This window comes from Shewanella sp. SM21, assembly GCF_025654335.1.
Lineage (GTDB): Bacteria > Pseudomonadota > Gammaproteobacteria > Enterobacterales > Shewanellaceae > Shewanella > Shewanella oncorhynchi.
The window spans coordinates 60,244-79,743 of sequence record NZ_JAKKRL010000005.1 but is presented as its reverse complement, the minus strand read 5'-3'; the positions used below and the strand labels follow the sequence as shown (position 1 = coordinate 79,743).

General features: G+C 45.2%; 20 protein-coding genes. 9 read left to right on the top strand and 11 right to left on the bottom strand.

The genetic code is table 11. The features are described from left to right. From L5L94_RS08035 to L5L94_RS08025, 3 genes are all read right to left on the bottom strand, one after another. Complete coding sequence (locus L5L94_RS08035; protein WP_263162393.1) at positions 1 to 1,536, bottom strand: efflux RND transporter periplasmic adaptor subunit; 1,536 nt, start codon at positions 1,534 to 1,536, stop codon at positions 1 to 3. A 21-nt stretch (positions 1,537 to 1,557) separates the two neighbouring features. Then, on the bottom strand, positions 1,558 to 1,818 hold the full coding sequence (locus L5L94_RS08030) for a heavy metal-binding domain-containing protein (protein WP_263162390.1): 261 nt from the start codon (positions 1,816 to 1,818) through the stop codon (positions 1,558 to 1,560). A 277-nt stretch (positions 1,819 to 2,095) separates the two neighbouring features. Next, a complete protein-coding gene (locus L5L94_RS08025) occupies positions 2,096 to 2,533 on the bottom strand; it encodes a hypothetical protein (protein ID WP_168827238.1) in 438 nt (145 codons plus the stop codon). Between the two features lie 591 nt (positions 2,534 to 3,124). On the opposite strand from L5L94_RS08025, the gene L5L94_RS08020 reads away from it, so the two are divergent. Then, positions 3,125 to 3,688 (top strand): NapC/NirT family cytochrome c, encoded by a 564-nt coding sequence (locus tag L5L94_RS08020; protein ID WP_219251870.1) that lies wholly within the window; start codon positions 3,125 to 3,127, stop codon positions 3,686 to 3,688. A 78-nt stretch (positions 3,689 to 3,766) separates the two neighbouring features. Here L5L94_RS08020 and L5L94_RS08015 read toward each other — a convergent pair whose 3' ends face one another. Continuing rightward, a complete protein-coding gene (locus tag L5L94_RS08015; protein WP_173248200.1) occupies positions 3,767 to 4,051 on the bottom strand; it encodes a DUF1145 domain-containing protein in 285 nt (94 codons plus the stop codon). Further along, positions 4,026 to 4,694 (bottom strand): 16S rRNA (guanine(966)-N(2))-methyltransferase RsmD, encoded by a 669-nt coding sequence (gene rsmD, locus L5L94_RS08010; protein ID WP_131524803.1) that lies wholly within the window; start codon positions 4,692 to 4,694, stop codon positions 4,026 to 4,028. Before rsmD ends, L5L94_RS08015 begins: the two co-directional genes overlap by 26 nt. A gap of 213 nt (positions 4,695 to 4,907) precedes the next feature. On the opposite strand from rsmD, the gene ftsY reads away from it, so the two are divergent. The 4 genes from ftsY (at position 4,908) to rpoH (ending at position 9,283) form a co-directional block, all read left to right on the top strand. Next, the gene (gene ftsY / locus L5L94_RS08005) at positions 4,908 to 6,518 is read left to right on the top strand and encodes a signal recognition particle-docking protein FtsY (RefSeq protein ID WP_263162385.1); all 1,611 of its coding nucleotides are present in this window, start codon (positions 4,908 to 4,910) and stop codon (positions 6,516 to 6,518) included. A 3-nt stretch (positions 6,519 to 6,521) separates the two neighbouring features. Beyond that, the gene (gene ftsE, locus L5L94_RS08000; protein ID WP_263162382.1) at positions 6,522 to 7,238 is read left to right on the top strand and encodes a cell division ATP-binding protein FtsE; all 717 of its coding nucleotides are present in this window, start codon (positions 6,522 to 6,524) and stop codon (positions 7,236 to 7,238) included. Further along, positions 7,235 to 8,200 (top strand): permease-like cell division protein FtsX, encoded by a 966-nt coding sequence (gene ftsX / locus L5L94_RS07995; protein WP_168827242.1) that lies wholly within the window; start codon positions 7,235 to 7,237, stop codon positions 8,198 to 8,200. The genes ftsE and ftsX overlap by 4 nt, the downstream gene beginning before the upstream one ends. Before the next feature lie 225 nt (positions 8,201 to 8,425). Further along, positions 8,426 to 9,283 (top strand): RNA polymerase sigma factor RpoH, encoded by an 858-nt coding sequence (rpoH, locus tag L5L94_RS07990; RefSeq protein ID WP_006079635.1) that lies wholly within the window; start codon positions 8,426 to 8,428, stop codon positions 9,281 to 9,283. A 100-nt stretch (positions 9,284 to 9,383) separates the two neighbouring features. On the opposite strand, the gene menE is transcribed toward rpoH, so the two are convergent. The 5 genes from menE to L5L94_RS07965 form a co-directional block, all read right to left on the bottom strand. After that, complete coding sequence (menE, locus tag L5L94_RS07985) at positions 9,384 to 10,826, bottom strand: o-succinylbenzoate--CoA ligase (RefSeq protein ID WP_411569220.1); 1,443 nt, start codon at positions 10,824 to 10,826, stop codon at positions 9,384 to 9,386. After that, positions 10,789 to 11,889 (bottom strand): o-succinylbenzoate synthase, encoded by a 1,101-nt coding sequence (gene menC / locus L5L94_RS07980; protein WP_263162374.1) that lies wholly within the window; start codon positions 11,887 to 11,889, stop codon positions 10,789 to 10,791. Before menC ends, menE begins: the two co-directional genes overlap by 38 nt. Before the next feature lie 26 nt (positions 11,890 to 11,915). Continuing rightward, positions 11,916 to 12,704: a 2-succinyl-6-hydroxy-2,4-cyclohexadiene-1-carboxylate synthase gene (gene menH / locus L5L94_RS07975; RefSeq protein WP_263162372.1), complete on the bottom strand. Its 789-nt coding sequence runs from the start codon at positions 12,702 to 12,704 to the stop codon at positions 11,916 to 11,918. Next, positions 12,704 to 14,425 carry a 2-succinyl-5-enolpyruvyl-6-hydroxy-3-cyclohexene-1-carboxylic-acid synthase gene (menD, locus tag L5L94_RS07970; protein ID WP_105250598.1) on the bottom strand — a complete coding sequence of 574 codons (1,722 nt, stop codon included), beginning with the start codon at positions 14,423 to 14,425 and terminating at the stop codon, positions 12,704 to 12,706. The genes menH and menD overlap by 1 nt, the downstream gene beginning before the upstream one ends. A 185-nt stretch (positions 14,426 to 14,610) precedes the next feature. Next, positions 14,611 to 15,579 (bottom strand): LysR family transcriptional regulator, encoded by a 969-nt coding sequence (locus tag L5L94_RS07965; RefSeq protein WP_105250597.1) that lies wholly within the window; start codon positions 15,577 to 15,579, stop codon positions 14,611 to 14,613. 409 nt (positions 15,580 to 15,988) lie between these two features. On the opposite strand from L5L94_RS07965, the gene L5L94_RS07960 reads away from it, so the two are divergent. The 4 genes from L5L94_RS07960 (at position 15,989) to nrfD (ending at position 18,635) form a co-directional block, all read left to right on the top strand. Next, positions 15,989 to 16,465 (top strand): DUF2726 domain-containing protein, encoded by a 477-nt coding sequence (locus L5L94_RS07960; RefSeq protein ID WP_105250596.1) that lies wholly within the window; start codon positions 15,989 to 15,991, stop codon positions 16,463 to 16,465. A gap of 76 nt (positions 16,466 to 16,541) precedes the next feature. Then, positions 16,542 to 17,006 carry a cytochrome c3 family protein gene (locus tag L5L94_RS07955; protein WP_105250595.1) on the top strand — a complete coding sequence of 155 codons (465 nt, stop codon included), beginning with the start codon at positions 16,542 to 16,544 and terminating at the stop codon, positions 17,004 to 17,006. Between the two features lie 4 nt (positions 17,007 to 17,010). Beyond that, positions 17,011 to 17,697, top strand: coding sequence for a 4Fe-4S dicluster domain-containing protein (locus tag L5L94_RS07950; RefSeq protein ID WP_105250594.1), 687 nt, complete (start codon positions 17,011 to 17,013; stop codon positions 17,695 to 17,697). Next, positions 17,694 to 18,635, top strand: a complete 942-nt coding sequence (gene nrfD / locus L5L94_RS07945; protein ID WP_105250593.1) for a cytochrome c nitrite reductase subunit NrfD — start codon at positions 17,694 to 17,696, stop codon at positions 18,633 to 18,635. Before L5L94_RS07950 ends, nrfD begins: the two co-directional genes overlap by 4 nt. A gap of 269 nt (positions 18,636 to 18,904) precedes the next feature. On the opposite strand, the gene L5L94_RS07940 is transcribed toward nrfD, so the two are convergent. After that, positions 18,905 to 19,336, bottom strand: a complete 432-nt coding sequence (locus L5L94_RS07940) for an Lrp/AsnC family transcriptional regulator (RefSeq protein WP_006079646.1) — start codon at positions 19,334 to 19,336, stop codon at positions 18,905 to 18,907. Positions 19,337 to 19,500 lie beyond the last annotated feature (164 nt).

The window sequence follows — 19,500 nt, the reverse complement described above, 5'->3', positions numbered from 1 at the left end:
CTAGTGCTGATGACCGCTGCTTAAACGCATTAAGCTGCCCTTGAGACTGGCTTCAGAGTCGAGTAAAAATTGCCCTGAGATCACCACGCGCTCGCCTTCGGTTAAGCCCGAGACAATCTCAGCTTTACCCTGACTCATCATGCCGACGGTCACGACTTTGGCGGCAAAATTATTGTCGTCTTGTTTGACTATCACGCGATTCTCTTTACCCGTTTGGATTAAGGCTTCCTGTGGGATCACTAGCGTGTCCTTATTTGGGCCGCCAAAAAGCGAGACTTTAGCGAGGGTCTTCGGCCTAAGGGAAACATGGGTGTTATTGAGCACAACACGCACTCGCAAGCTACGCGTGACAGGATCGAGTTCTGGATAGATATAATCTATGGTGCCTTTGATCCCGCTTAAGTTCATCGCGGGAACGGCCACTTCAGCCTGCTGGCCTTTGACTATCCAGCTTTGCTCATTTTCAAACACATCGGCTATGACCCATACCTTAGAGAGATCGACTAGCGACATCACTTCGGTGGATGGCTCAATATACATACCATCGCGGATAGACAGTGTTTCGACTACACCATCCTGTTGTGCATAAAAGGGTACCCGATATTGGGTTTGGCGCGAATTAGCTAATTGCTTGATTTGTTGCTCGTTAAATCCAAGGAATGACAGCCTTAAACCTGCTCTACGAACAAGATCTTGATATCTTTGGTTGCCCGACGTTTTGGCGGTATCTAAGGCAAGCAGATAATCATCCTGAGCATTGACTAAATCGGGTGAATAGATTTCATAGAGTAGCTGCCCTTTTTTGACTGTGTCTCCCATGGACTTAACCATCAGTTTTTCAACCCAACCCGTTACTCGCGCATGGATATGCGTTATTTGGCTTTCATCGTAATCCACTTGTCCAACGGTCTCGACAAATTTCCATAGCGTATCGCGCTCAACTTTGGCGACTTTTATGGCTAGCGCTTGCTGCATGCTGCCGGAAACATTGATATTGATTTCGTGAGTATCGCCACCCGTTTCGACTTTTTCTAAATTCATACCGCAGATAGGGCACGTACCGGGCACATCGCTGATGATGTGGGCATGCATAGGGCAAATGTATTTAGTTGTTTCTTCGCTGGTTTTTTTAACGAGATTGTTAGCCTTAGGGGTTGGTGTGTCGAACACTTGACTTGCCGCTTTCGTGGTCGAGGTGTGCGCATGGTCTGTCGCTAAGTGATCTGTATGTTGATGTTCAGCATGTGGATCTGCTGAATTAGTATCGGTGCCTTCCTTTTCAACTAAAAACATATTGCACTTAGGGCAGCGACCGGGTTCATGGCTGAGTATTTCCGGATGCATTGGACAAGTGTAAGTTTTTACTTGGTTTAGTTCGGTACTTTTCGGTGAATGATCTGTGGTCCCAGCTGTACCCGATGCGAAAACCTTTTCACTCGATAGTTGAGCATGGCTTAACGGTAATCCCAGCAGTAAGCTGCTTAGGATTAGTACGGCATTGGGTGCCTGCTTTTTTACGGTTTTAAATGGATTCATATGCCTCATCTCCAGCCTAGCTTAGTGGTGTTTGTGGGCGTTTTTTGCCGCACCTTCAGCTGGTTTTGCTTCTACTGCCTTTGTCTCTAAGTTCATACCACATTGAGGGCAAGTATCCTCTTTGCTGCCAGTCACGTCAGGGTGCATAGGGCAAACATGGGTATGGGCTTGTTCCTGTGGATTGGCATTGTCGTGTTGATGTGCGTGCGGCGCGGCCGTCGCAAACACGCTTGTGCTGGTCAGCAAGAATGCGATTAAGGCGAGATTAGTTAGTGTTTTCATATTATTCACTCCATCGGATTAACGGCCGAATACGAGCGCATAAACGTCAGTGAGCACAGTGGATCAAAGCGGTTCGCTTCGATAGACGTATTGATGCCACAATTTGGCATTCGGCTCAGTAATCAACGTTCTGCTAGACTCGGGTGCACGATTTAATGATAAGGCACCACAATAAACGGCTAAATAGGGCGTTAGCTTAGGGCTAACAGCATTGTCGTTTTAGCTTGGTCGTTTGGCTTTTTTAAGGGTTTATTTGCCCAATAAGCACAAAGTAGAGCTAGGCTATCGGTGGTTTAAAGGCCGAAGACAAAGAGATAGAGTGGAAATGAGGCATAGGAGTGGCCATTGCAGTATCGCTCATGCTCACACTTGGCCAGAGGTGTGGGCTGAATAGAGTGCCAGCGACTGAAATCGTCAAACAATGACCACAATCATTTGAACATGATGTGGTGCCATCACAGCAATGCTGTTTCGCGCCGGGAAGCATTTTATCGTTGCAGCAATCCGCGTTGGCCATTGAATGTGAGTCAGAACTGTTCTCTGTGTCCATCTGCATCATTGTAGCGTGGTGCATTTGGGAGGAAACCTCATGATTCATCGCACTCATATCCATAGTGTGTGGCACCATGGCGTGACCATTAGACACGACACTTTGCCCGACGAGTGCGAGTAGAGTGAATATGACTAAAAAATAACGACCGAGTGTGTGATGCATAAGTCTTCCAAATGATGAACTGCTCGATTCTAGCATAGCGATGTTTAGCTGTAATGATTTAACTCACACTTCAGTTAACGCCTCAATTTGAATATCTAATTAATCTAAATTAGCAAATAAAATTTCTGACTCGAAGTTTTGCCTTCAACGGGCTTATCATGAATATGACTGCGTATTTTAAGAGACTCAAATTGATCGTAGAAAGTTTCATTTCGAACAGTATTATTCGGCTTACCTGCGTTTTACCATTTATTTCTGCTTCACTCTTAAGGTGCAATAAGCATTGGCGTGATCACATTTCTGTTTTCTAGAAAATGATTTTCTAGTTCTGAATTATCAAGGGAAAGCCTAACTATAAAAAATCGGTAACTTGCGATTATCGGGTGATTGCATTAGCTTTAGTTAAAGTGCATCACAGTTCAGCTAGCGGTTTTTACCAAATGACGTCCAAATAGTTAGAGCTAAGTCTCATTTTGCGCTTTTAAGGTTAATTTAATCAGCAAATTTCGGCTTAAAATCAAATTTCTAATAAATGAAAGAGCATAAACTAGTCTTATAAAAACTAATTTTGACAATTTTGGAGATAGAGTGATGAACTGGCGTGCACTATTTAAACCTAGCGCGAAATATTCAATCCTGGCGCTACTGGTCGTCGGTATTGTAGTGGGTGTTGTGGGGTACTTTGCCACTCAACAAACATTACACGCGACCAGTACAGATGAGTTCTGTATGTCTTGCCATAGCAATCATTCGCTGAAGGATGAAGTGTTGGCTTCTGCCCATGGCGGCGGCAAAGCAGGGATTACGGTTCAGTGTCAAGACTGTCACTTACCCCATGGTCCAGTCGATTATTTGATCAAAAAAATCATCGTATCTAAAGATTTATATGGTTTCATGACAATTGATGGCTTTAACACTCAAGCTTGGTTAGATGAAAATCGTAAAGAACAAGCGGATAAAGCGCTGAATTATTTCCGTGCGAACGATTCTGCTAACTGTCAGCATTGCCACACTCGTATTTACGAGAATCAGCCAGAAACTATGAGTAAAATGGCTGTAAGAATGCACTCAAATAACTTCAAGAAAGAACCAGACGCGAGAAAGACCTGTGTTGACTGCCATAAAGGCGTAGCACACCCATATCCAAAAGGATAAGGTTTAGCGATTCAGTTTCTTAATTGATAGCCATTAAAAAGCCCTCTATTGAGGGCTTTTTGCTGTCTGTGTGCTCGGTTAATTCGCTTGAGTCATCACTCGTTGCCGATAAGCTAACAGGCTGAAAATTCCGAAGATAAACACTTGTAGATAATCTTGTTGCGTTAATGGTAGCAAGGTCTTAAACAGCATGTGGAAAATCGCGACTTGGAAGCAATGCATCATGCAGGTAATGGCAAACAGGATATTTAAAGTAATCGCCACATTGCCTTCAAAGGGGATGACTAAGTTGTAGGCCATCATCAACCATGCAATCAGAGTGATGGCTTTACCTAAGTTAATTAATAAGGGCATGGTTTTCATCTTCGATGAGCTCAACAGTGGTTTCTGAGTGATATTGATATAAACGGTAGCTCACTTGCCCTGCATTCTTTTCTTTTAAGGCGTGCCAGCGAGAAGGGATAGCAAGTTGCGGCAATTCAGACTCGATTTCGACATAAATCAGCGCACCATCATTGAGCCAACCTTGAGTATCGAGCAGTTGAATCGTCTTTTCTGCCAATCCCTTACGAAAGGGTGGATCGATAAACACCACATCGAAACCTTGCTCGCAGCCCCTTTGCAGTACCACTAACGTATCAGCATTGAGCACTTCGGCCTTATCGCATTTAAGGGTTTGCAGATTTTCTTTTAATTGCAGGGCTGCGCCGCGTTGCAACTCGATAATTTTGGCGAAACTGGCATAGCGGGACAAGGCTTCGAGAGCTAAAGCGCCGCTACCGCCAAAACAGTCGAGTACACGTGCATTGACTAAATCATTCGCCAGCCAGTTAAAGAGTGTTTCGCGAACCCTGTCTGTCGTTGGGCGTAAACCTTCGAGATCTTGGATAGGTAGACGACGCGAGCGCCATTGGCCTGCGATGATCCGCACTTGTCCACTGCCGGGTTTATTTTTGGCTGTTTGACCCTTGGTCACATTATTTTTGACCGTTCGATGATTAACCAAAGTGCCCCCGTGATTTTGCCTGAAGAAAGAAAGTGGTAGACTGTGCCACCTTAATAAAGGCCGCTATTTTATATCAAAGTCTCACTAAAAGGTGAGAAGGCTAACTGAGCTTAGCTAATTGCCGACTTTTTGGGCGTAATTGCCGAGGCAATCTGGTATAACATCAGGGTCTTATTCAAAATTCAATACTGAAGTAGAGCGCTGGAATCACACATGGCAAAGAAAGGTTTTTTCTCTTGGTTTCGTAAAGATAAGTCACAAGATGAGGTCGTCGCTGAAACGCCAGTTGTTACTCCAACACAAGATACTGATGCAGCACAGCGTTTAGCGCAGGAACAAGTAGAGGCACAAGGAGTCATCGAGGCCGAAGCTCATGCTGAAAAACAGGCTGCAGAACAGTTAGCGGCCGAACAAACACATGCAAAAGCCGAAGCCGAGCAATTCGCCCTTGAGCATGCCCGAATCGAATCGTTGCATTTTGCTAATCAGCAAGCTGAAGCGACACGTTTGGCTGCTGAACAACTTAGTGCACAAAAGCATGCTGCAGAGAAGTTAGCCGAAGCACAGTTAGAAGCAGAACAACGCATCGCAGAACAATTGGCAGTACAGCAGTTAGCGGTTGAGCAAGCCGCCGCAGAGCAATTAGCTCAAGCAGAGGCGGTGCGTGTAGTTGCCGCTCAGCTAGAAGCAGAATTACTCGCAGCGGAACAAGCTGAACTTGCCCGTTTGGCCGCCGAACAGCATGCTGCTGAAGCCTTAGCGGCAGAACAACTCGCTGGCGAAGCACTGGCACGTGAGCAAGCAGAGGCTTTAGTTCAGCAACAAGCTGAAACTGAGCAAGCTGTTATAGCCGTTGCTGAATTGCAACCTGAGCCTCAGGCGAGACCCGTTAAGGAAGGGCTCTTTGCTCGACTGAAACGTGGCTTAATGCGTACCAGCGAGAATATTGGCAGTGGTTTTATCGGCCTATTTCGCGGCAAGAAAATCGATGACGATCTGTTTGAAGAACTCGAAGAACAATTATTAATCGCCGACGTTGGTGTCGAAACCACTACGCGATTAATCAAGAATTTGACAGAGCATGCTTCACGTAAGCAGCTTAAAGATGCCGAAGCTTTATATGAATTACTGCGGGATGAGCTGCAAAAAACACTGGATCCAGTCGCTATCCCGTTAGTACCAGACAATGCTAATGGCCCATTTGTTATCTTAATGGTTGGCGTTAATGGCGTGGGTAAAACCACCACTATTGGCAAATTAGCCAAACAATATCAGAGCCAAGGTAAGTCAGTGATGTTAGCCGCGGGTGATACCTTCCGTGCTGCAGCGGTTGAGCAGCTACAGGTTTGGGGTCAACGTAATGATATTACAGTGATTGCCCAGCATACAGGTGCCGATAGTGCCTCTGTGTTGTTCGATGCTTTGCAAGCGGCCAAGGCGCGTAAAGTAGATGTATTGATTGCCGACACTGCTGGTCGTTTGCAAAACAAAGCGCACTTGATGGAAGAATTGAAGAAAGTTGTGCGAGTGATGAAGAAACTCGACCCAGATACGCCACATGAGGTCATGCTGACATTAGATGCGAGCACGGGGCAAAACGCGATAAGCCAAGCACAATTATTCCAGGAAGCCGTAGGTGTAACGGGTATTACCATCAGTAAGTTAGATGGAACGGCTAAGGGCGGCGTGGTATTTGCGATTGCTGATAAGTTTAATATTCCGATCCGTTACATAGGTGTGGGTGAGCAAATTGATGATTTGCGAACCTTTAATTCGAAAGAATTTATCGATGCCTTGTTCACTCAAGAAAAAGCGGATAGCTAATTTATGATTGATTTTCAGCAGGTCAGTAAGATTTATCCTGGCGGCCAAATGGCGCTGGAGGATGTGAATTTTCATCTACAGCAAGGTGAAATGGCATTTTTAACCGGCCACTCGGGGGCGGGTAAAAGTACGCTGTTGAAATTAATCACGGTAATCGAGCGGGCAACAACGGGGCGCGTCGCGATTAACGGTCACGATATCGCCAAAGTCAGCCCTAAACATGTACCTTATTTGCGCCGCAATATCGGGATGATTTTCCAGAACCATCATCTATTGATGGACCGAAGTGTGTTCGACAATGTGGCTTTACCACTGGTGATTGAGGGATTCTCCCATGGCGAAATCCGTAAGCGTGTAGCGGGTGCCCTCGACATGGTGGGTTTATATGGCAAGGAGCGGCATAACCCAATTATGTTGTCCGGCGGTGAGCAGCAACGTGTTGGCATTGCCCGTGCGATTGTGAATAAACCGCCTTTACTGCTCGCCGATGAGCCTACGGGTAACTTAGATCCTAAATTATCTATGGATATTTTGCGTCTGTTTGAAACCTTTAATGATGCGGGAACCAGTGTATTAATCGCTACCCATGATTTAGGTCTTATCGCACGAATGAAATATCGCACTTTTACCCTTAAACAGGGCCGTATGTTAGGTGCACAAGAGTTGCATCCTAATGTGCACACTCGCAGTGCACCGACGAATAGAGGTGAAGTGCAATGAGCGATAGCGCAAAATTAACTCGCAGCAAGCTGCCGCTGTCTGGCCGGATTGTGATGTTTTTTATTCGCCATGCTCAGCAAGCAATGGCGAGCATGGGAGAGCTCTGGCGCAACCCAATATCCTCTGTGATGACCATGGCTGTCTTAGGTGTGAGCCTAAGTTTGCCTGCAGCATTGCAAGTGTTAGTTAAAAATGCCGAGACCATTACCAGTTCCTGGAACAGCGCGGCAGAGATCTCCTTGTTTATCGACGATAATCGTAGTGAACAAACGATTCAGAGCCTGCTGACTCGCATTCGGACATATCCCGAAGTGGATAAAGTGCAATACATAGATAAAAATCAAGCGCTAGAAGAGTTCCAACGCTTATCTGGGTTTGGTGAGGCCTTGGCCTATTTAGATAAAAATCCTTTGCCCGCGGTCATTACCGTTACGCCTACGCCGCGTTACTCAACACCAGTGGGCGCCCGTGAACTCTTAACTAAACTAGAGCGCGAGCCTGAGATTAGCTTTGGCCGCTTAGATATTGAATGGTTAGAACGGTTACAGGCGGTAGTGCGTCTACTCGAACGTACTGTGATGGCGATTGCTGCGTTACTTGTTCTGGCTGTGGTCTTAGTGATAGGTAATACGATTCGCTTGGCAATTATAAATCGGCGCAGCGAAATTGAAGTGATGAAGCTAGTCGGAGCAACTGAAGCCTTTATCCAGCGCCCATTTCTCTACACAGGGATTTGGTACGGGGTTATTGGCGGCATATTGGCTTGGCTTATCATCAACTTATTAGTGTGGTATCTCGATTCCGCCCTTGCCGAACTTTTAGGCTTGTATGGCAGTCAGCTTGAAATGAAATCACTCACTTTTATTGAACTGCTGCAATTGGTTGGACTTGCCTCATTTTTAGGTTGGTTAGGTTCGTATTTGTCTGTACGCCAGCATTTACGGTCGATTGAACCTTCATAATAATCAGTCGATTAAACTAAAAAAAGTGACGAAAAAAATGCTGAGTAATGAACTTTTGTTCACTTGCAATGTCTACTTCAGCGAGGTAAAAAGGGTATCTGCAAATGAGCTGAGGTTGACATACTCTGTCAATTAGCCGATAGTTCGTGAGCTTATTCTTAGGGTATTTTGTTGTTGAACTTAAGAATGCACTCGTTAAGTAGTCTGATAAATGTAGGAGAGCGAATGACCTTTCAAACGCAATCAATGGCACTGACAGTCCCACAGGGCGCCAGTAGTCTAGAAGCTTATATCCATTCAGTGACTAGCATCAGCATGCTGGACGCTGAGGCTGAGTATGAGTTGGCCAAGCGTTTACAGGAAACTGGTGATCTACAAGCTGCGAAGCAACTGATTATGTCGCACTTACGTTTTGTAGTGCACGTTGCAAAGGGCTATTCAGGCTATGGTTTGCCACAGGCTGACCTGATCCAAGAAGGCAACATAGGCTTGATGAAAGCGGTTAAACGCTTCGATCCCGATGTTGGCGTGCGTCTAGTGTCTTTTGCTGTGCACTGGATCAAAGCTGAAATTCATGAATATGTGCTGAAAAACTGGCGCATTGTTAAAGTCGCGACCACTAAAGCACAACGTAAGTTGTTCTTTAATATCCGTAAAGCGAAAAAACGCTTAGGTTGGTTCAGCGATGCAGAAGTCACTATGGTGGCTGAAAATTTAGGTGTGTCTAAGGCCGATGTGACCGAAATGGAATCACGTATGGCAGCGCAAGATCCGGCATTTGATTTAACCAATGATCAAGACGAGGAGCATGATTTTGCCCCCGTCCATTATTTGGAAGATCATTCATCGGATTTAGCGGAAAATATTGAAAACGACAACTGGGAATCCAATGCTCAAGGTCGTTTATTATCGGCCATCAAAACCTTAGATGAACGTAGCCAGCATATTCTGCGCGCTCGTTGGTTAGATGACGATAAAACCACACTGCAAGAACTTGCAGAGACTTATCAAGTGTCGGCCGAACGTATTCGCCAACTTGAGAAAAATGCCATGAACAAGCTAAAAGCTTGCATGGAAGCCTAAGTCACGTCACGTGTAAAGTGATTGTAACTTAACCATAAAAAAACCTGCTGCGGCAGGTTTTTTTATGGGTGAAAATTGGCTTGATGACGTTGATGATGAATCAGTGTTTAACAAGATTTGCTATCAAGGCTTTTCTGTTCACTTTCAGTCCTATTTGTTCATTATTTTCTGGCCATGAATAATATTGTCTTGGGCGTTTGAAGCGGGCGATTTTGTTGGCAAGGAACAGTTCGAGCGTATTTGCAATCGACTCTGGGTGGTGGGTTAAACTGCCGCGAATGATGGCAGCAGGGAGATTGCCAAATTGTACATCTGGTATGGCAAAAACGATTGCATCGTCTATTTGTGGGTGCTGTTTAAGCGCGGCTTCGATTTCTTCTGGCTGGATGTTTTCGCCGCCGCAGATAAACATATTATCGACGCGGCCAAGAATGCGCAGATTACCATTTTCGTCCCATTCGCCCTTGTCTTTGGTGTAAAACCAGTCGTCTTGTTCAACGCACTTTTGTATTCCATCCGCGGTGAGATAGCCCATAAACAGACATTCGCCGCGCACCAAAATCACACCGTTTTCGATTTTAAGCTCACGCTTGGGGAGTAATTTGCCACTGCTACCGTCGCTTAAAGCGTGACCTGTGGTGATCTGCGAGCCCATTTCCGTCATGCCGTAACTGGTGTAACTGGCGATATTGCGTTGCTTAAGTTGTTGGAGTAAGTCAATTGAGACTGCGCCGCCGCCCAGCAATAGGGCTTTGATACTTTTAAGCTTGCTGCTCGTATCGGCGAGTAACTTGCTCAGTTGTGTGGGAACGAGAGATATGTGAGTCAACTGATCTTGGTCAATCTGCTGACCAAGGCTAAGCGCTTGATCTGGCATGACAACACTGGCACCGACTAAGGCACAGCGGTTTAATATCGCAAGACCGCCAATATGGAATAAGGGCAAGGAGAGTAGCCAGGCATCACCTTGTTCGAGTGGGATTAAGCTGCGGGCACCTTCGGCATTGGCAATATGATTCGCTAAGCAATGCACCGCCGCTTTGGGAAAGCCACTAGAGCCTGAAGTTAAAATCACATTAGCTGGACGAGTAAAGTCGACAGGCTGGGCTAAGTCACTGCTAATGCGATTAAAATTTAAGCGCAAGTGATGACAATTCTGTAGTTCACAAACCTCAGCACTCCAAACATAGCGGATCTGATGTTCATTAATTAAGTCTTGGATCTGCGCGAGGGGGAAACGGGGCGAGATAGGAAAAAAGATTACTCCTATATCGATGCAGGCCCAATAGAGACAAATCATCTCGAGATTATTGCTAGCAATACAGGCGAGCGGTTCCCCCTTTGAGATCCCCGAAGCGCTTAGCTGCTGAGTCAGTGCGATAACGCGCTGGCTAAGCTCTGAGTAATTAATGTCTTGCCCCGCCAACTTGATGGCTGTCTGCTGTGGAAACGCAAGCGCAGCTTGGTGCACGGGTGACAGTGCAAGCGGTTTTGATAGGCTGGCATTAGACAAACTCGTTTCCCTCACTTTTGGCTGTATCATCATTTTGTTGCATTGAATCAATGGCGTGCAGTGCAATTGGCTCAAGTTGCGCGAGTGTGAGGCAGTATTTTTTACCCGATGACATGATTAAATCTTGGCTAAAGGCGCTGAGGGTATCGAGCCCAGGGATTTCATCCGAAGTGAGAATCGCGGCTAAATGAGTCAGATCATTAATGCCTAAACTGCTCTCTAGACTCGAACTGATAATGCAACGTACGCCATAGCTTTGCGCCGTATCGATTAAATTAGCTAGCTTTTCGATACTGCCGAGCAGCATAGGCTTGATGACAAGCGCAGTCAGACCATTTTGCATTACAAACTGGTATTCTGGATCGTTGAGCGATTCATCGAGGGCGTAGGGTATACCAATTGCTTGATAAAATTCATGATTATCATGAGGATTCAGGCAAGGTTCCTCAATGTACTCTATGGTATCTAGGGGTAAGCAAGCGGCAAATTCGATTGCTTGCTCAAGTGTAAACCCTCGGTTCGCATCCAAACGCAATTTGAGATCGGGGCGGGTACGTAAAATGCCATAAATCAGGCTTAGTTCATCTTCGATTGAAGTTTGCGCGACTTTGACTTTAACCGAGCGAACATTCCTGCCAAGGGCGGCAATTTTGCTATCGAGCAAGTCTTTGCTGGCATCCGTTGGATGATAAATCAAAGGGACTGTGGCCGTTTGTGGACGGATGGCATCGAGTTTGCCCATTAACTTGGCATGTAACAGACTTAAACCAAAGGCCAAAGAAGGGTAAGGGCTTTGCTCGGCGCATTCCAGCAATGTATCAATATGCTGACCGCAGAGTTGGGGTAATAATCCAGTCAAAGCCGTTTGCACTTGAGTGAGTGTTTCACGGCTGAACCCCATCAAGGCTTGTTCATCGACATCTATGCCAGAGAGTGGGGCAATTTCAACTTCGACTTGTCTATGCTCGCCACCAACATTAGCACTGGCTTGTAGTACTAATCCCGCTCTGTGATCGATACGTTGCTTGCCGACGGGCAATAATACGTCGAGCGGTAGTCGATATTGATACAGGTTAAGCGAAGTTAATATCATATATTTCCTACATTTTAATTCTGTCATTACCCTAGCAACTTCACTATTTTTGAGGTTAATGCCTCGGGAGCAGCTTGGTGTATGTTGTGGCCGGCGCCGTGAATACTATGGACGAGGATGGGCGCGTGTAATTGCCACTCTTGGGCGAGGGCGTGGAACTTAGCATCTTGGTTGCCCGCAAAGAAATGGCACTCACAGGTAAGCTGCAAAGGTACATCCCACATCGATGCTTGGTGTGCGAGTGAGGTGTCTATGAATACCTCTTTCAGCCGCTGTTTCGGATGCAGATCTAATGCTGCAGAACGATGCTCGATTAAGGTTTTTCGTTTGGTAGCCGTCATATCGGCAAATACGGGCTGCTGATACCACAAGCTTAAAAAGTCTTTGCTATTCAGATGCAGTAAACGCTCGGCCCACTGAGTATCATTTTTGATTCTGGCAAGTTTTTCTTGCGGGTCTGTAAGTCCAGGATGGCAGGATTCGAGGTTTAGGCTCAGAAGTCTTTCTGGATAGGCTTTGGCAAGGTGCAGAGCAATACGGCCACCTAGAGAATAACCATAGAGATGGAATTGACCAATATGAAGGCCATTCAGGTGTGCCAACACATCTTCAACACATTGGTTAAATCCATCTAATTCGGTTAGCTTCAACTCCCTTTGGTTATCCCCGTGGCCCGGAAGATCTAAGCAAATACAGTGAAAGTGCTGGCTTAGCGCTGGCATTAACGGCAACCAGTCGGTCTTAGTGCCTAAAAATCCATGCAGTAGCACTAAGGTCGGTAGTGAAGAATTGCCGTAACGGGCCATGGTTGGCATTAGCTTTGTTTCACCCACAAGTTGAGCTCGGCGATTTGGTCGCTGGCTTGTGTTTGACTTACATTGACTTCAATGATCGAAGCCCCCTGAAAATCCAGCGCTTCATTATAGCTATCTTGAAAATCGGCTAAATTATCCACTTGATTATAGGGTAAATTAAACATAGCTGCGGCGTAGCCAAATTCTAAACCGTGGCTGAGTCGATAATAATCGCTACGGACTTGTTCATTGGGAACGGGCAATAAGTTAAAGATGTTACCGCCATCGTTATTGAGGATCACGATCACCAGCGGGCTGGTTAAGCCTTTAGCGATGGCCAGCGAGTTAAGATCGTGCAGTTGTGATAAATCACCGATGATTAAACTCGTGGGTTTGCCTTCATGGGCCGCAATACCGCAGGCGGTGGCGAGTAGTCCGTCAATACCCGATGCGCCACGATTAGTATAAGTGGTTGCCGTACAACAACTGACAGGGGCATACATGTCGTACAAGCGTACAGGCAGGCTGTTGCCGATAAAAAGCTGTTGTTCTAGCGGACGAGTATTGGCGATGGCCCGCACAACTTGTGCTTCACCAAATTCCCCTTGGTCGATATTGCGCACAAATAAGTTATGCAATTCATCGTTATAGGTGATTAGAGTATTCGCCCAGTTTGCAGAGGATGAGCGATACCAATTTAAGGCCGCAAACTGCTGTGCATTCGCGTGCCAAATGTGTTTAGCATTGTGACTAGGGTCAAGCCTGTCTTGTTCTGGTAAAACCTGCCAATAGCTGTGCCAATTTTGCTCGGCGAGATAACCTATCAAGCGTTTTGATAATAAACGGCCGCCGAATACGAGTACTCGATCCGCTTCCTGCAATAGATTGCGTGCCCTTGGATGTTGCAGCAGTTGATCAATATTACCTATTGCCGCGGGATGCTGACGCAGTTGCGACTGGGCATCGGTAAGTAATGGCCAGCCGATTTTTTGCGATAGGGCAATTAGTTGCTGTGGATCTTGTTCAGGCGTGAGAGTGCCGACAACGATCACCCCTTTACCGTGGACGAACCGCATAATGGCATCGTCACTTGGGCTGCTCACCTGTTTGCTCTTGCCGTATTGGGTATACGGACGTGCGAGCTGCAGCCAAGTTTGCAATGGTTTGAGGTAGGGTGATTCGGCATCGAGAATCGCGCCACCGAGTTCACTCGGATACAAGGGCTCACGGTACATGCAGTTGATGTGCACTGGACGAGTTTGATTCGCCACTGCTTCATCCACTGTGGTAAGCAACGCCTGCGGTGCGATATGTGTATCCGGTGTTGGCAAATTCACTTGGGTGGCGTAATTCGCAAAAATTCCCGGTTGGACTATGGCTTGATTGGCACCGCAGCCGAGTAATTCTGGCGGACGATCGCCACTTAAGACGATTAAAGGTACATGGGTCAGCCACGCCTCCACAATGGCAGGGTACAAGTTGGCGACTGCTGTGCCTGAGGTCGTAATGATGGCGACCGGTGCGCGGCTGGCTTTTGCTAGACCTAAGGCCATAAAGCCAAGCCCACGCTCGTCGAAATGTAAGTGACGCTGGAGTTTAGTTTGCTGGGCGGCGGCGAGGGTTAGCGGTGTTGAGCGCGAGCCCGGCGCCATACACACATGTTGCACGCCAAGACGTGCTAACTCCTCAAGAATAAGGGCGCCCCAAATAAGATTAAGAGTGGCTGTATTTTCGGTCCGCATAGCTGAATCTATTAGGATAAAGATGGGCTTAGTGTAACGTGTTTATGCTCCAAGATGTATGCTTGGTTTAACAATTCTCGAGTGGATCGCATGGGGGCTGAGGTGGAGCCTAAGCTAAGGCAGAGGATGCCTATCACCTCGTGTATCGGTGGTTTGTTGTTTGGATATGTTGAGCTATTGCTTGGCTAGATAATACGATCGACGATTTTTTTAATCTCTCCGCTTAACCATTTCAAGTCCTCATTGATTGCATTAGGCTGATTTTTTTGCACTAAGAAAATCGTTGGGGTTTCTGTATCTGCATATAAACGTTCTGCTTCATACTGCGATAGTTGACACGTATGCAGCTCAGGAATATCACTCACCATTTCGTAAACTATCCGATAAGGCAATAGGGAGACTGCATTACTTTCGCCTAGATATTCAAACAAACTTGAAATACTGGTAATGGTAATTTCAGTATTGAGTTTAATGCCATTCGTTATGCAAAACTCTTGGTATGGACTCAATTTGGTGCTGGGATTACCAAGATCCGTATTGACATAGGGGTATTCCGCAATCGTCTCTAGGGTGATTTCCCGTTTAAAAATAGGATGATGCCTGCTAGCAATCAGGTAGAGTTTGTCCATACGTTGCAATTCAGTTGTTAGCAGTTTATCGCCGAAGGCGGCAACATCGGCAGCACTTTTATTGCAACAAATACCTAGGGTTGTATCACCATTAATAATGTCTTGAGTCGTATGCATAGACCAAGGGTTTATATTAATGTGCATGGGTTTTTGCTCTTCTTTAATAGCCTGCATCAAGGCCTTAGGGAAGGTGTAGGCAATTAATCCTGGCGCTGCTATTTCGACATGCGTCTTAACTTGGCGAGTGTTTGCTATTCTGGCTTTTTGAAACTTATCAGTACACTCAATTGCTTCTTTTGCAATTGGATATAAATGAGTAGCAAACTCATTTGGGAATAAGCCATATTTACGACGGATAAATAACTCATCACCAAAAATTTCCCGTAGATTTTTAAGGCTACGGCTGATTTTAGGAGCTGGAATGTCTAGCGCTTTCGATACATAGGTTGCTGACTTGTTCTCATATAATGAAACAAGTATTTTTAAACTCAGAATATCGAGGCCATCCATGTTACTAATGTGCATTTTTTATATTCCTTAATATTGAGCAAATACTTAAATCAACGCCTAATTATGGTGCTAATTAATAATTTTAATGTGAAACTAATCCCAAGTTTTGGATCTAGATTTTATCTATGTGTATCAAAGGTTTTTTTGTTTTATTTTTAATATTTAAAATGGTTTTTCATAAAATTTAAAATTTCAAAAACTGATATTTGCATATTTAAAATGCAAATACTGAATTATCAAGTATCAATATTTGTATTTAAGATTTACATAATTTTGCAATGTGACGAGCCATGTAAATCATTGTTTATATTTAAGTTGTTATTTGCAAGTGTGACATGTGTCAAGAAAAGATAAGTGTTTTCAAATAATACTAAAGTTGCTTTAAAGGAGATAACAAAAAATAAATTAGTTTTTGGAGGCGTGTATGAATACTTCAGTCATTCTCAGCTATGCGTTTATGTACTTCGTACTATTCGTAGCAGTACCATTCGTGTTTGTGATGTTTGTCATGACTTGCATTAAGTTTTTTAAAGCAGGTCCTGATGAAGCCGCACATCATGAGATGAAACTTAAACCAGTATTGTTTGATAAACAAAGCTTCAATTTTTTTAAATCATTAAAAACAGTCGTTGAAGGTAAATACGATGTTTGTTGTAACGTGCCATTAGACACTGTATTTGAGATGGACAAACATGATACGGAATTAAATCATGAATGCCGACTCGATTATGTATTGATCGACCATGATTCATCTGAAGTGAAAATGGTTATCAGTGACTTTGGCAAAGAAACTAACTCACCACTGAAAAAACTGTTTAGCAAATTCAATATCAGTTTCATTGAAATGAACCAGCATAAGCAGTGGGATACTCAGAGTCTTAAGCAAGCCTTGGCTGTGTGATCTTGACCGTCGGGTTCGGAATTATCCGAACTCGACCCCTTCTTTACCTTCCTACGGATAAATGTGAGGACTTCCTATGTCCAAAAGACAATGGCTGTGGTCGTTACGCTTAGGTGCTGCTGCGTTGCTTTTAAGCTTTTCTGCAATGAGTGCTGAGCCAGCCAATCAAATTAACAGTGATGCTTGTATGAAGTGTCACAAGCGTAATGGTCAAATGTTAGGGCATCATGGTCAAGATGCGATGAAAATGAGCTGTTCTTCCTGTCATGGAGAAAAGGGCGATCACCCTAAAAAACCGAATGATATGGTGGTCTTTGGTATGGAGGAATCGTCGGATCTGACGGTTCAGCTGAGAGTGTGTCAGAAGTGTCATACCAAGAAAAAACTCAGTGGAGCAGATTGGACGCATAACGTACATGCTCAAAAAGTGCCTTGTGCCGCCTGCCATAAATTACATAGCCCAACGGATCCAATGGCGGATATGACGCCGAAGGTTCGCAGTGAGCTATGTAGCAGTTGCCACACTGGCAAGCAGGAGTAAGGTTATGGAAAATTCAAAAAGAAGATTTCTAAAAGGCACCTGTGCCTTATTTGCCGGCGCTACAGGTGCATCATTACTCGCTACAGTGAATGCATCGGATAGCGTTAAAGCAGAACCTGATGTCAAATATGCACTTATTCATGATGAAACTAAGTGTATAGGTTGCCAAGCGTGTGAGGTGGCTTGTCGTGAAGTGAATAATGTACCCGAAGGTGTGTCTAGGCTTCAAATTAAGCAAGCGGGTCCCTTTGGCGAATACCCTAATCAGTTTTATCACTTTAGTCGCAAGTCTTGTCAGCATTGTGAAGACGCGCCCTGTGTAAATGTATGTCCAACGGGAGCTGCATTTATTGATAAAGAAACGGGTATCGTTTCTGTCGATGCATGGAAATGCGTAGGTTGCCAATACTGTATTGCAGCTTGTCCTTATCAAGTCCGTTTTATTAATCCTGTCACCCATGCGGCGGATAAGTGTGATTTCTGCCGAGAAACTAACCTAGCTCAAGGTAAACAACCTGCCTGTGTTGCTGCTTGCCCAACAAAGGCACTCGTGTTCGGTAATTTAAAGGATCCGACTTCTGAGGTTGTTCAAGTTCTGCGGTCTAATCCAACCCAGCGCACTAAGGTTGATCTTGGAACGAGACCTAAATTGTTCCGTATCGTTGCAAAATCAGGGGAGGTGATACTATGAGTGCCCTACATTTTGATACCTTAGTGTGGCATTGGCCGATTGCAATTTACCTGTTTTTAGCAGGTGTATCTGCGGGAGCCATGTTCTTCGCCGTACTGTTGAAACATTTTGTTTTGAAGCAAAACGCCTATCAGTCTGGTTTTGTGCGAGCCGCTTGTATCGTCGCGCCTGTAGCTGTGATGGCCGGGTTAGGGATATTGGTCGCAGACTTAACTAAACCTCTCGATTTTTGGAAGATTTTGGTGTTCTACAACCCTAAATCTGTCATGTCGATGGGCGTGCTTATTCTGCTGATTTACCAAGTATTTATGTTTATGTGGATTGGTTTGACCTTCCGTAAACCTGTTGATGCTTGGTGTGAAACACGCTTTCCTATTGTGCTTAAGTTGACCGCATTATTGGCTCGATTTGAAGCGACAATTACAGGATTGCTCGTGATTCTATCCTTGGCATTGGGCGCGTATACAGGCTTCCTGCTCTCGGCCTTGCCAGGCTATCCCATGCTTAAAAACCCTGTGTTACCTCTGCTGTTTTTGGCATCTGGTTTGTCTTCCGGTGCGGCATCATCTTTACTCGGTGGCGTGTTGATGAATGGCAAGCCTAATGACAAAGAGGTGCACTTTATCCACAAGGTTGAAATCCCACTGATTTTAGTCGAAATTGTGCTGATTTTTACCTTCTTTATGGGCTTAGTGCTAACAGGTGGACAGAGTAAAATAGCCGCCTTTAATGCCTTAGGGTATGGCTTCTGGGGATGGATTTTCTGGCTTGGTATTATTGGACTCGGTTTGTCTGGACCATTGGCGATGAATCTGTTTATGACGGCGACATCTAAACGGAAATGGGCCTATGTGGCGGGGACGGCTTGCTTGAGCTTGATCGGGGTATTACTGCTACGTAACTTCATACTCTATACAGGACAAATGACGATCGCTTAAGGCGTACCGTTAATTAATGACGAAAAAATTATAATAATCAATGGAATCGACGGATCGCGGAAACAATGTCAAAGGAAAACATTGTAGATGAGGCCCTTGCGGCGCTGGCTGAGCTCTCAAGGGTTAAGTCTAGCCGCGGTTGGTTGTGTAACAGGGAGGTCGCTGGGCAAGGATGCCATATTTTACACTTCAATATTTTGCCCTGCCTCCAAACGGGCCTCGCCACCTTATTCCTAAGGGTGGCGTTTCTTGTTTTAGGGAGGCACGATTTACTCGCCGAGGTTATTAATCCATTCACTCATTACCACATGGGTTTTGATCTTGATGATGTCAGTGTGAGTGTCAATATACTCACGGATCTCATGCAGGCGGCGCATCGAAGGCGCATGCACGTACACGAGTAAATCCATATCACCAGAAATACCACGGCAGGTAATCACTTCGGGGATCGCTTGGAATACGTGTACCACGTCGGCGCAACGTGGACATTGATGCTGGATTTCGAAATAAGCCGATACTCCTTCTTTTTGCGACTCACTCAAGAGCACTTGATAGCCACGGATCACTCCAGTTTGTTCGAGCTTTTTTATGCGCTCGGCAACCGCACTACGGGATAGATTGACCTGTTCGGCGATATTCGACACGCTCTGGCGCGCATCCTGACGCAAACTATGAATGATGGCCGTATCGAATTTATCCAAGGGTGACTCCAGTGAAAATGGCTATATTGAATCTGTGTGTTATTTTGCCATTGGTTTGAATAACCACAGAATTTGCTGAGTATTTTTGCTTAAAATTTTACCAAAATTTAAGCTGGCCGTCATTTTGATGGAAATAACGTTATTTGCCGCGATTTTGCCGGTAT

Excerpts from the sequence above, each read along its gene's own strand:
- L5L94_RS07960 (WP_105250596.1), top strand. The coding sequence starts at position 15,989 with ATGAATACTTCAGTCATTCTCAGCTATGCGTTTATGTACTTCGTACTA.
- L5L94_RS07950 (WP_105250594.1), top strand. The coding sequence starts at position 17,011 with ATGGAAAATTCAAAAAGAAGATTTCTAAAAGGCACCTGTGCCTTATTT.
- L5L94_RS07955 (WP_105250595.1), top strand. The coding sequence starts at position 16,542 with ATGTCCAAAAGACAATGGCTGTGGTCGTTACGCTTAGGTGCTGCTGCG.
- ftsE (WP_263162382.1), top strand. The coding sequence starts at position 6,522 with ATGATTGATTTTCAGCAGGTCAGTAAGATTTATCCTGGCGGCCAAATG.
- ftsY (WP_263162385.1), top strand. The coding sequence starts at position 4,908 with ATGGCAAAGAAAGGTTTTTTCTCTTGGTTTCGTAAAGATAAGTCACAA.
- L5L94_RS08030 (WP_263162390.1), bottom strand. The coding sequence starts at position 1,818 with ATGAAAACACTAACTAATCTCGCCTTAATCGCATTCTTGCTGACCAGC.
- menH (WP_263162372.1), bottom strand. The coding sequence starts at position 12,704 with ATGCCAACCATGGCCCGTTACGGCAATTCTTCACTACCGACCTTAGTG.
- L5L94_RS07965 (WP_105250597.1), bottom strand. The coding sequence starts at position 15,579 with ATGCACATTAGTAACATGGATGGCCTCGATATTCTGAGTTTAAAAATA.
- menC (WP_263162374.1), bottom strand. The coding sequence starts at position 11,889 with ATGATATTAACTTCGCTTAACCTGTATCAATATCGACTACCGCTCGAC.
- L5L94_RS08015 (WP_173248200.1), bottom strand. The coding sequence starts at position 4,051 with ATGAAAACCATGCCCTTATTAATTAACTTAGGTAAAGCCATCACTCTG.
- L5L94_RS08035 (WP_263162393.1), bottom strand. The coding sequence starts at position 1,536 with ATGAATCCATTTAAAACCGTAAAAAAGCAGGCACCCAATGCCGTACTA.
- rpoH (WP_006079635.1), top strand. The coding sequence starts at position 8,426 with ATGACCTTTCAAACGCAATCAATGGCACTGACAGTCCCACAGGGCGCC.
- menD (WP_105250598.1), bottom strand. The coding sequence starts at position 14,425 with ATGCGGACCGAAAATACAGCCACTCTTAATCTTATTTGGGGCGCCCTT.
- nrfD (WP_105250593.1), top strand. The coding sequence starts at position 17,694 with ATGAGTGCCCTACATTTTGATACCTTAGTGTGGCATTGGCCGATTGCA.
- L5L94_RS08025 (WP_168827238.1), bottom strand. The coding sequence starts at position 2,533 with ATGCATCACACACTCGGTCGTTATTTTTTAGTCATATTCACTCTACTC.
- ftsX (WP_168827242.1), top strand. The coding sequence starts at position 7,235 with ATGAGCGATAGCGCAAAATTAACTCGCAGCAAGCTGCCGCTGTCTGGC.
- L5L94_RS08020 (WP_219251870.1), top strand. The coding sequence starts at position 3,125 with ATGAACTGGCGTGCACTATTTAAACCTAGCGCGAAATATTCAATCCTG.
- menE (WP_411569220.1), bottom strand. The coding sequence starts at position 10,826 with ATGATACAGCCAAAAGTGAGGGAAACGAGTTTGTCTAATGCCAGCCTA.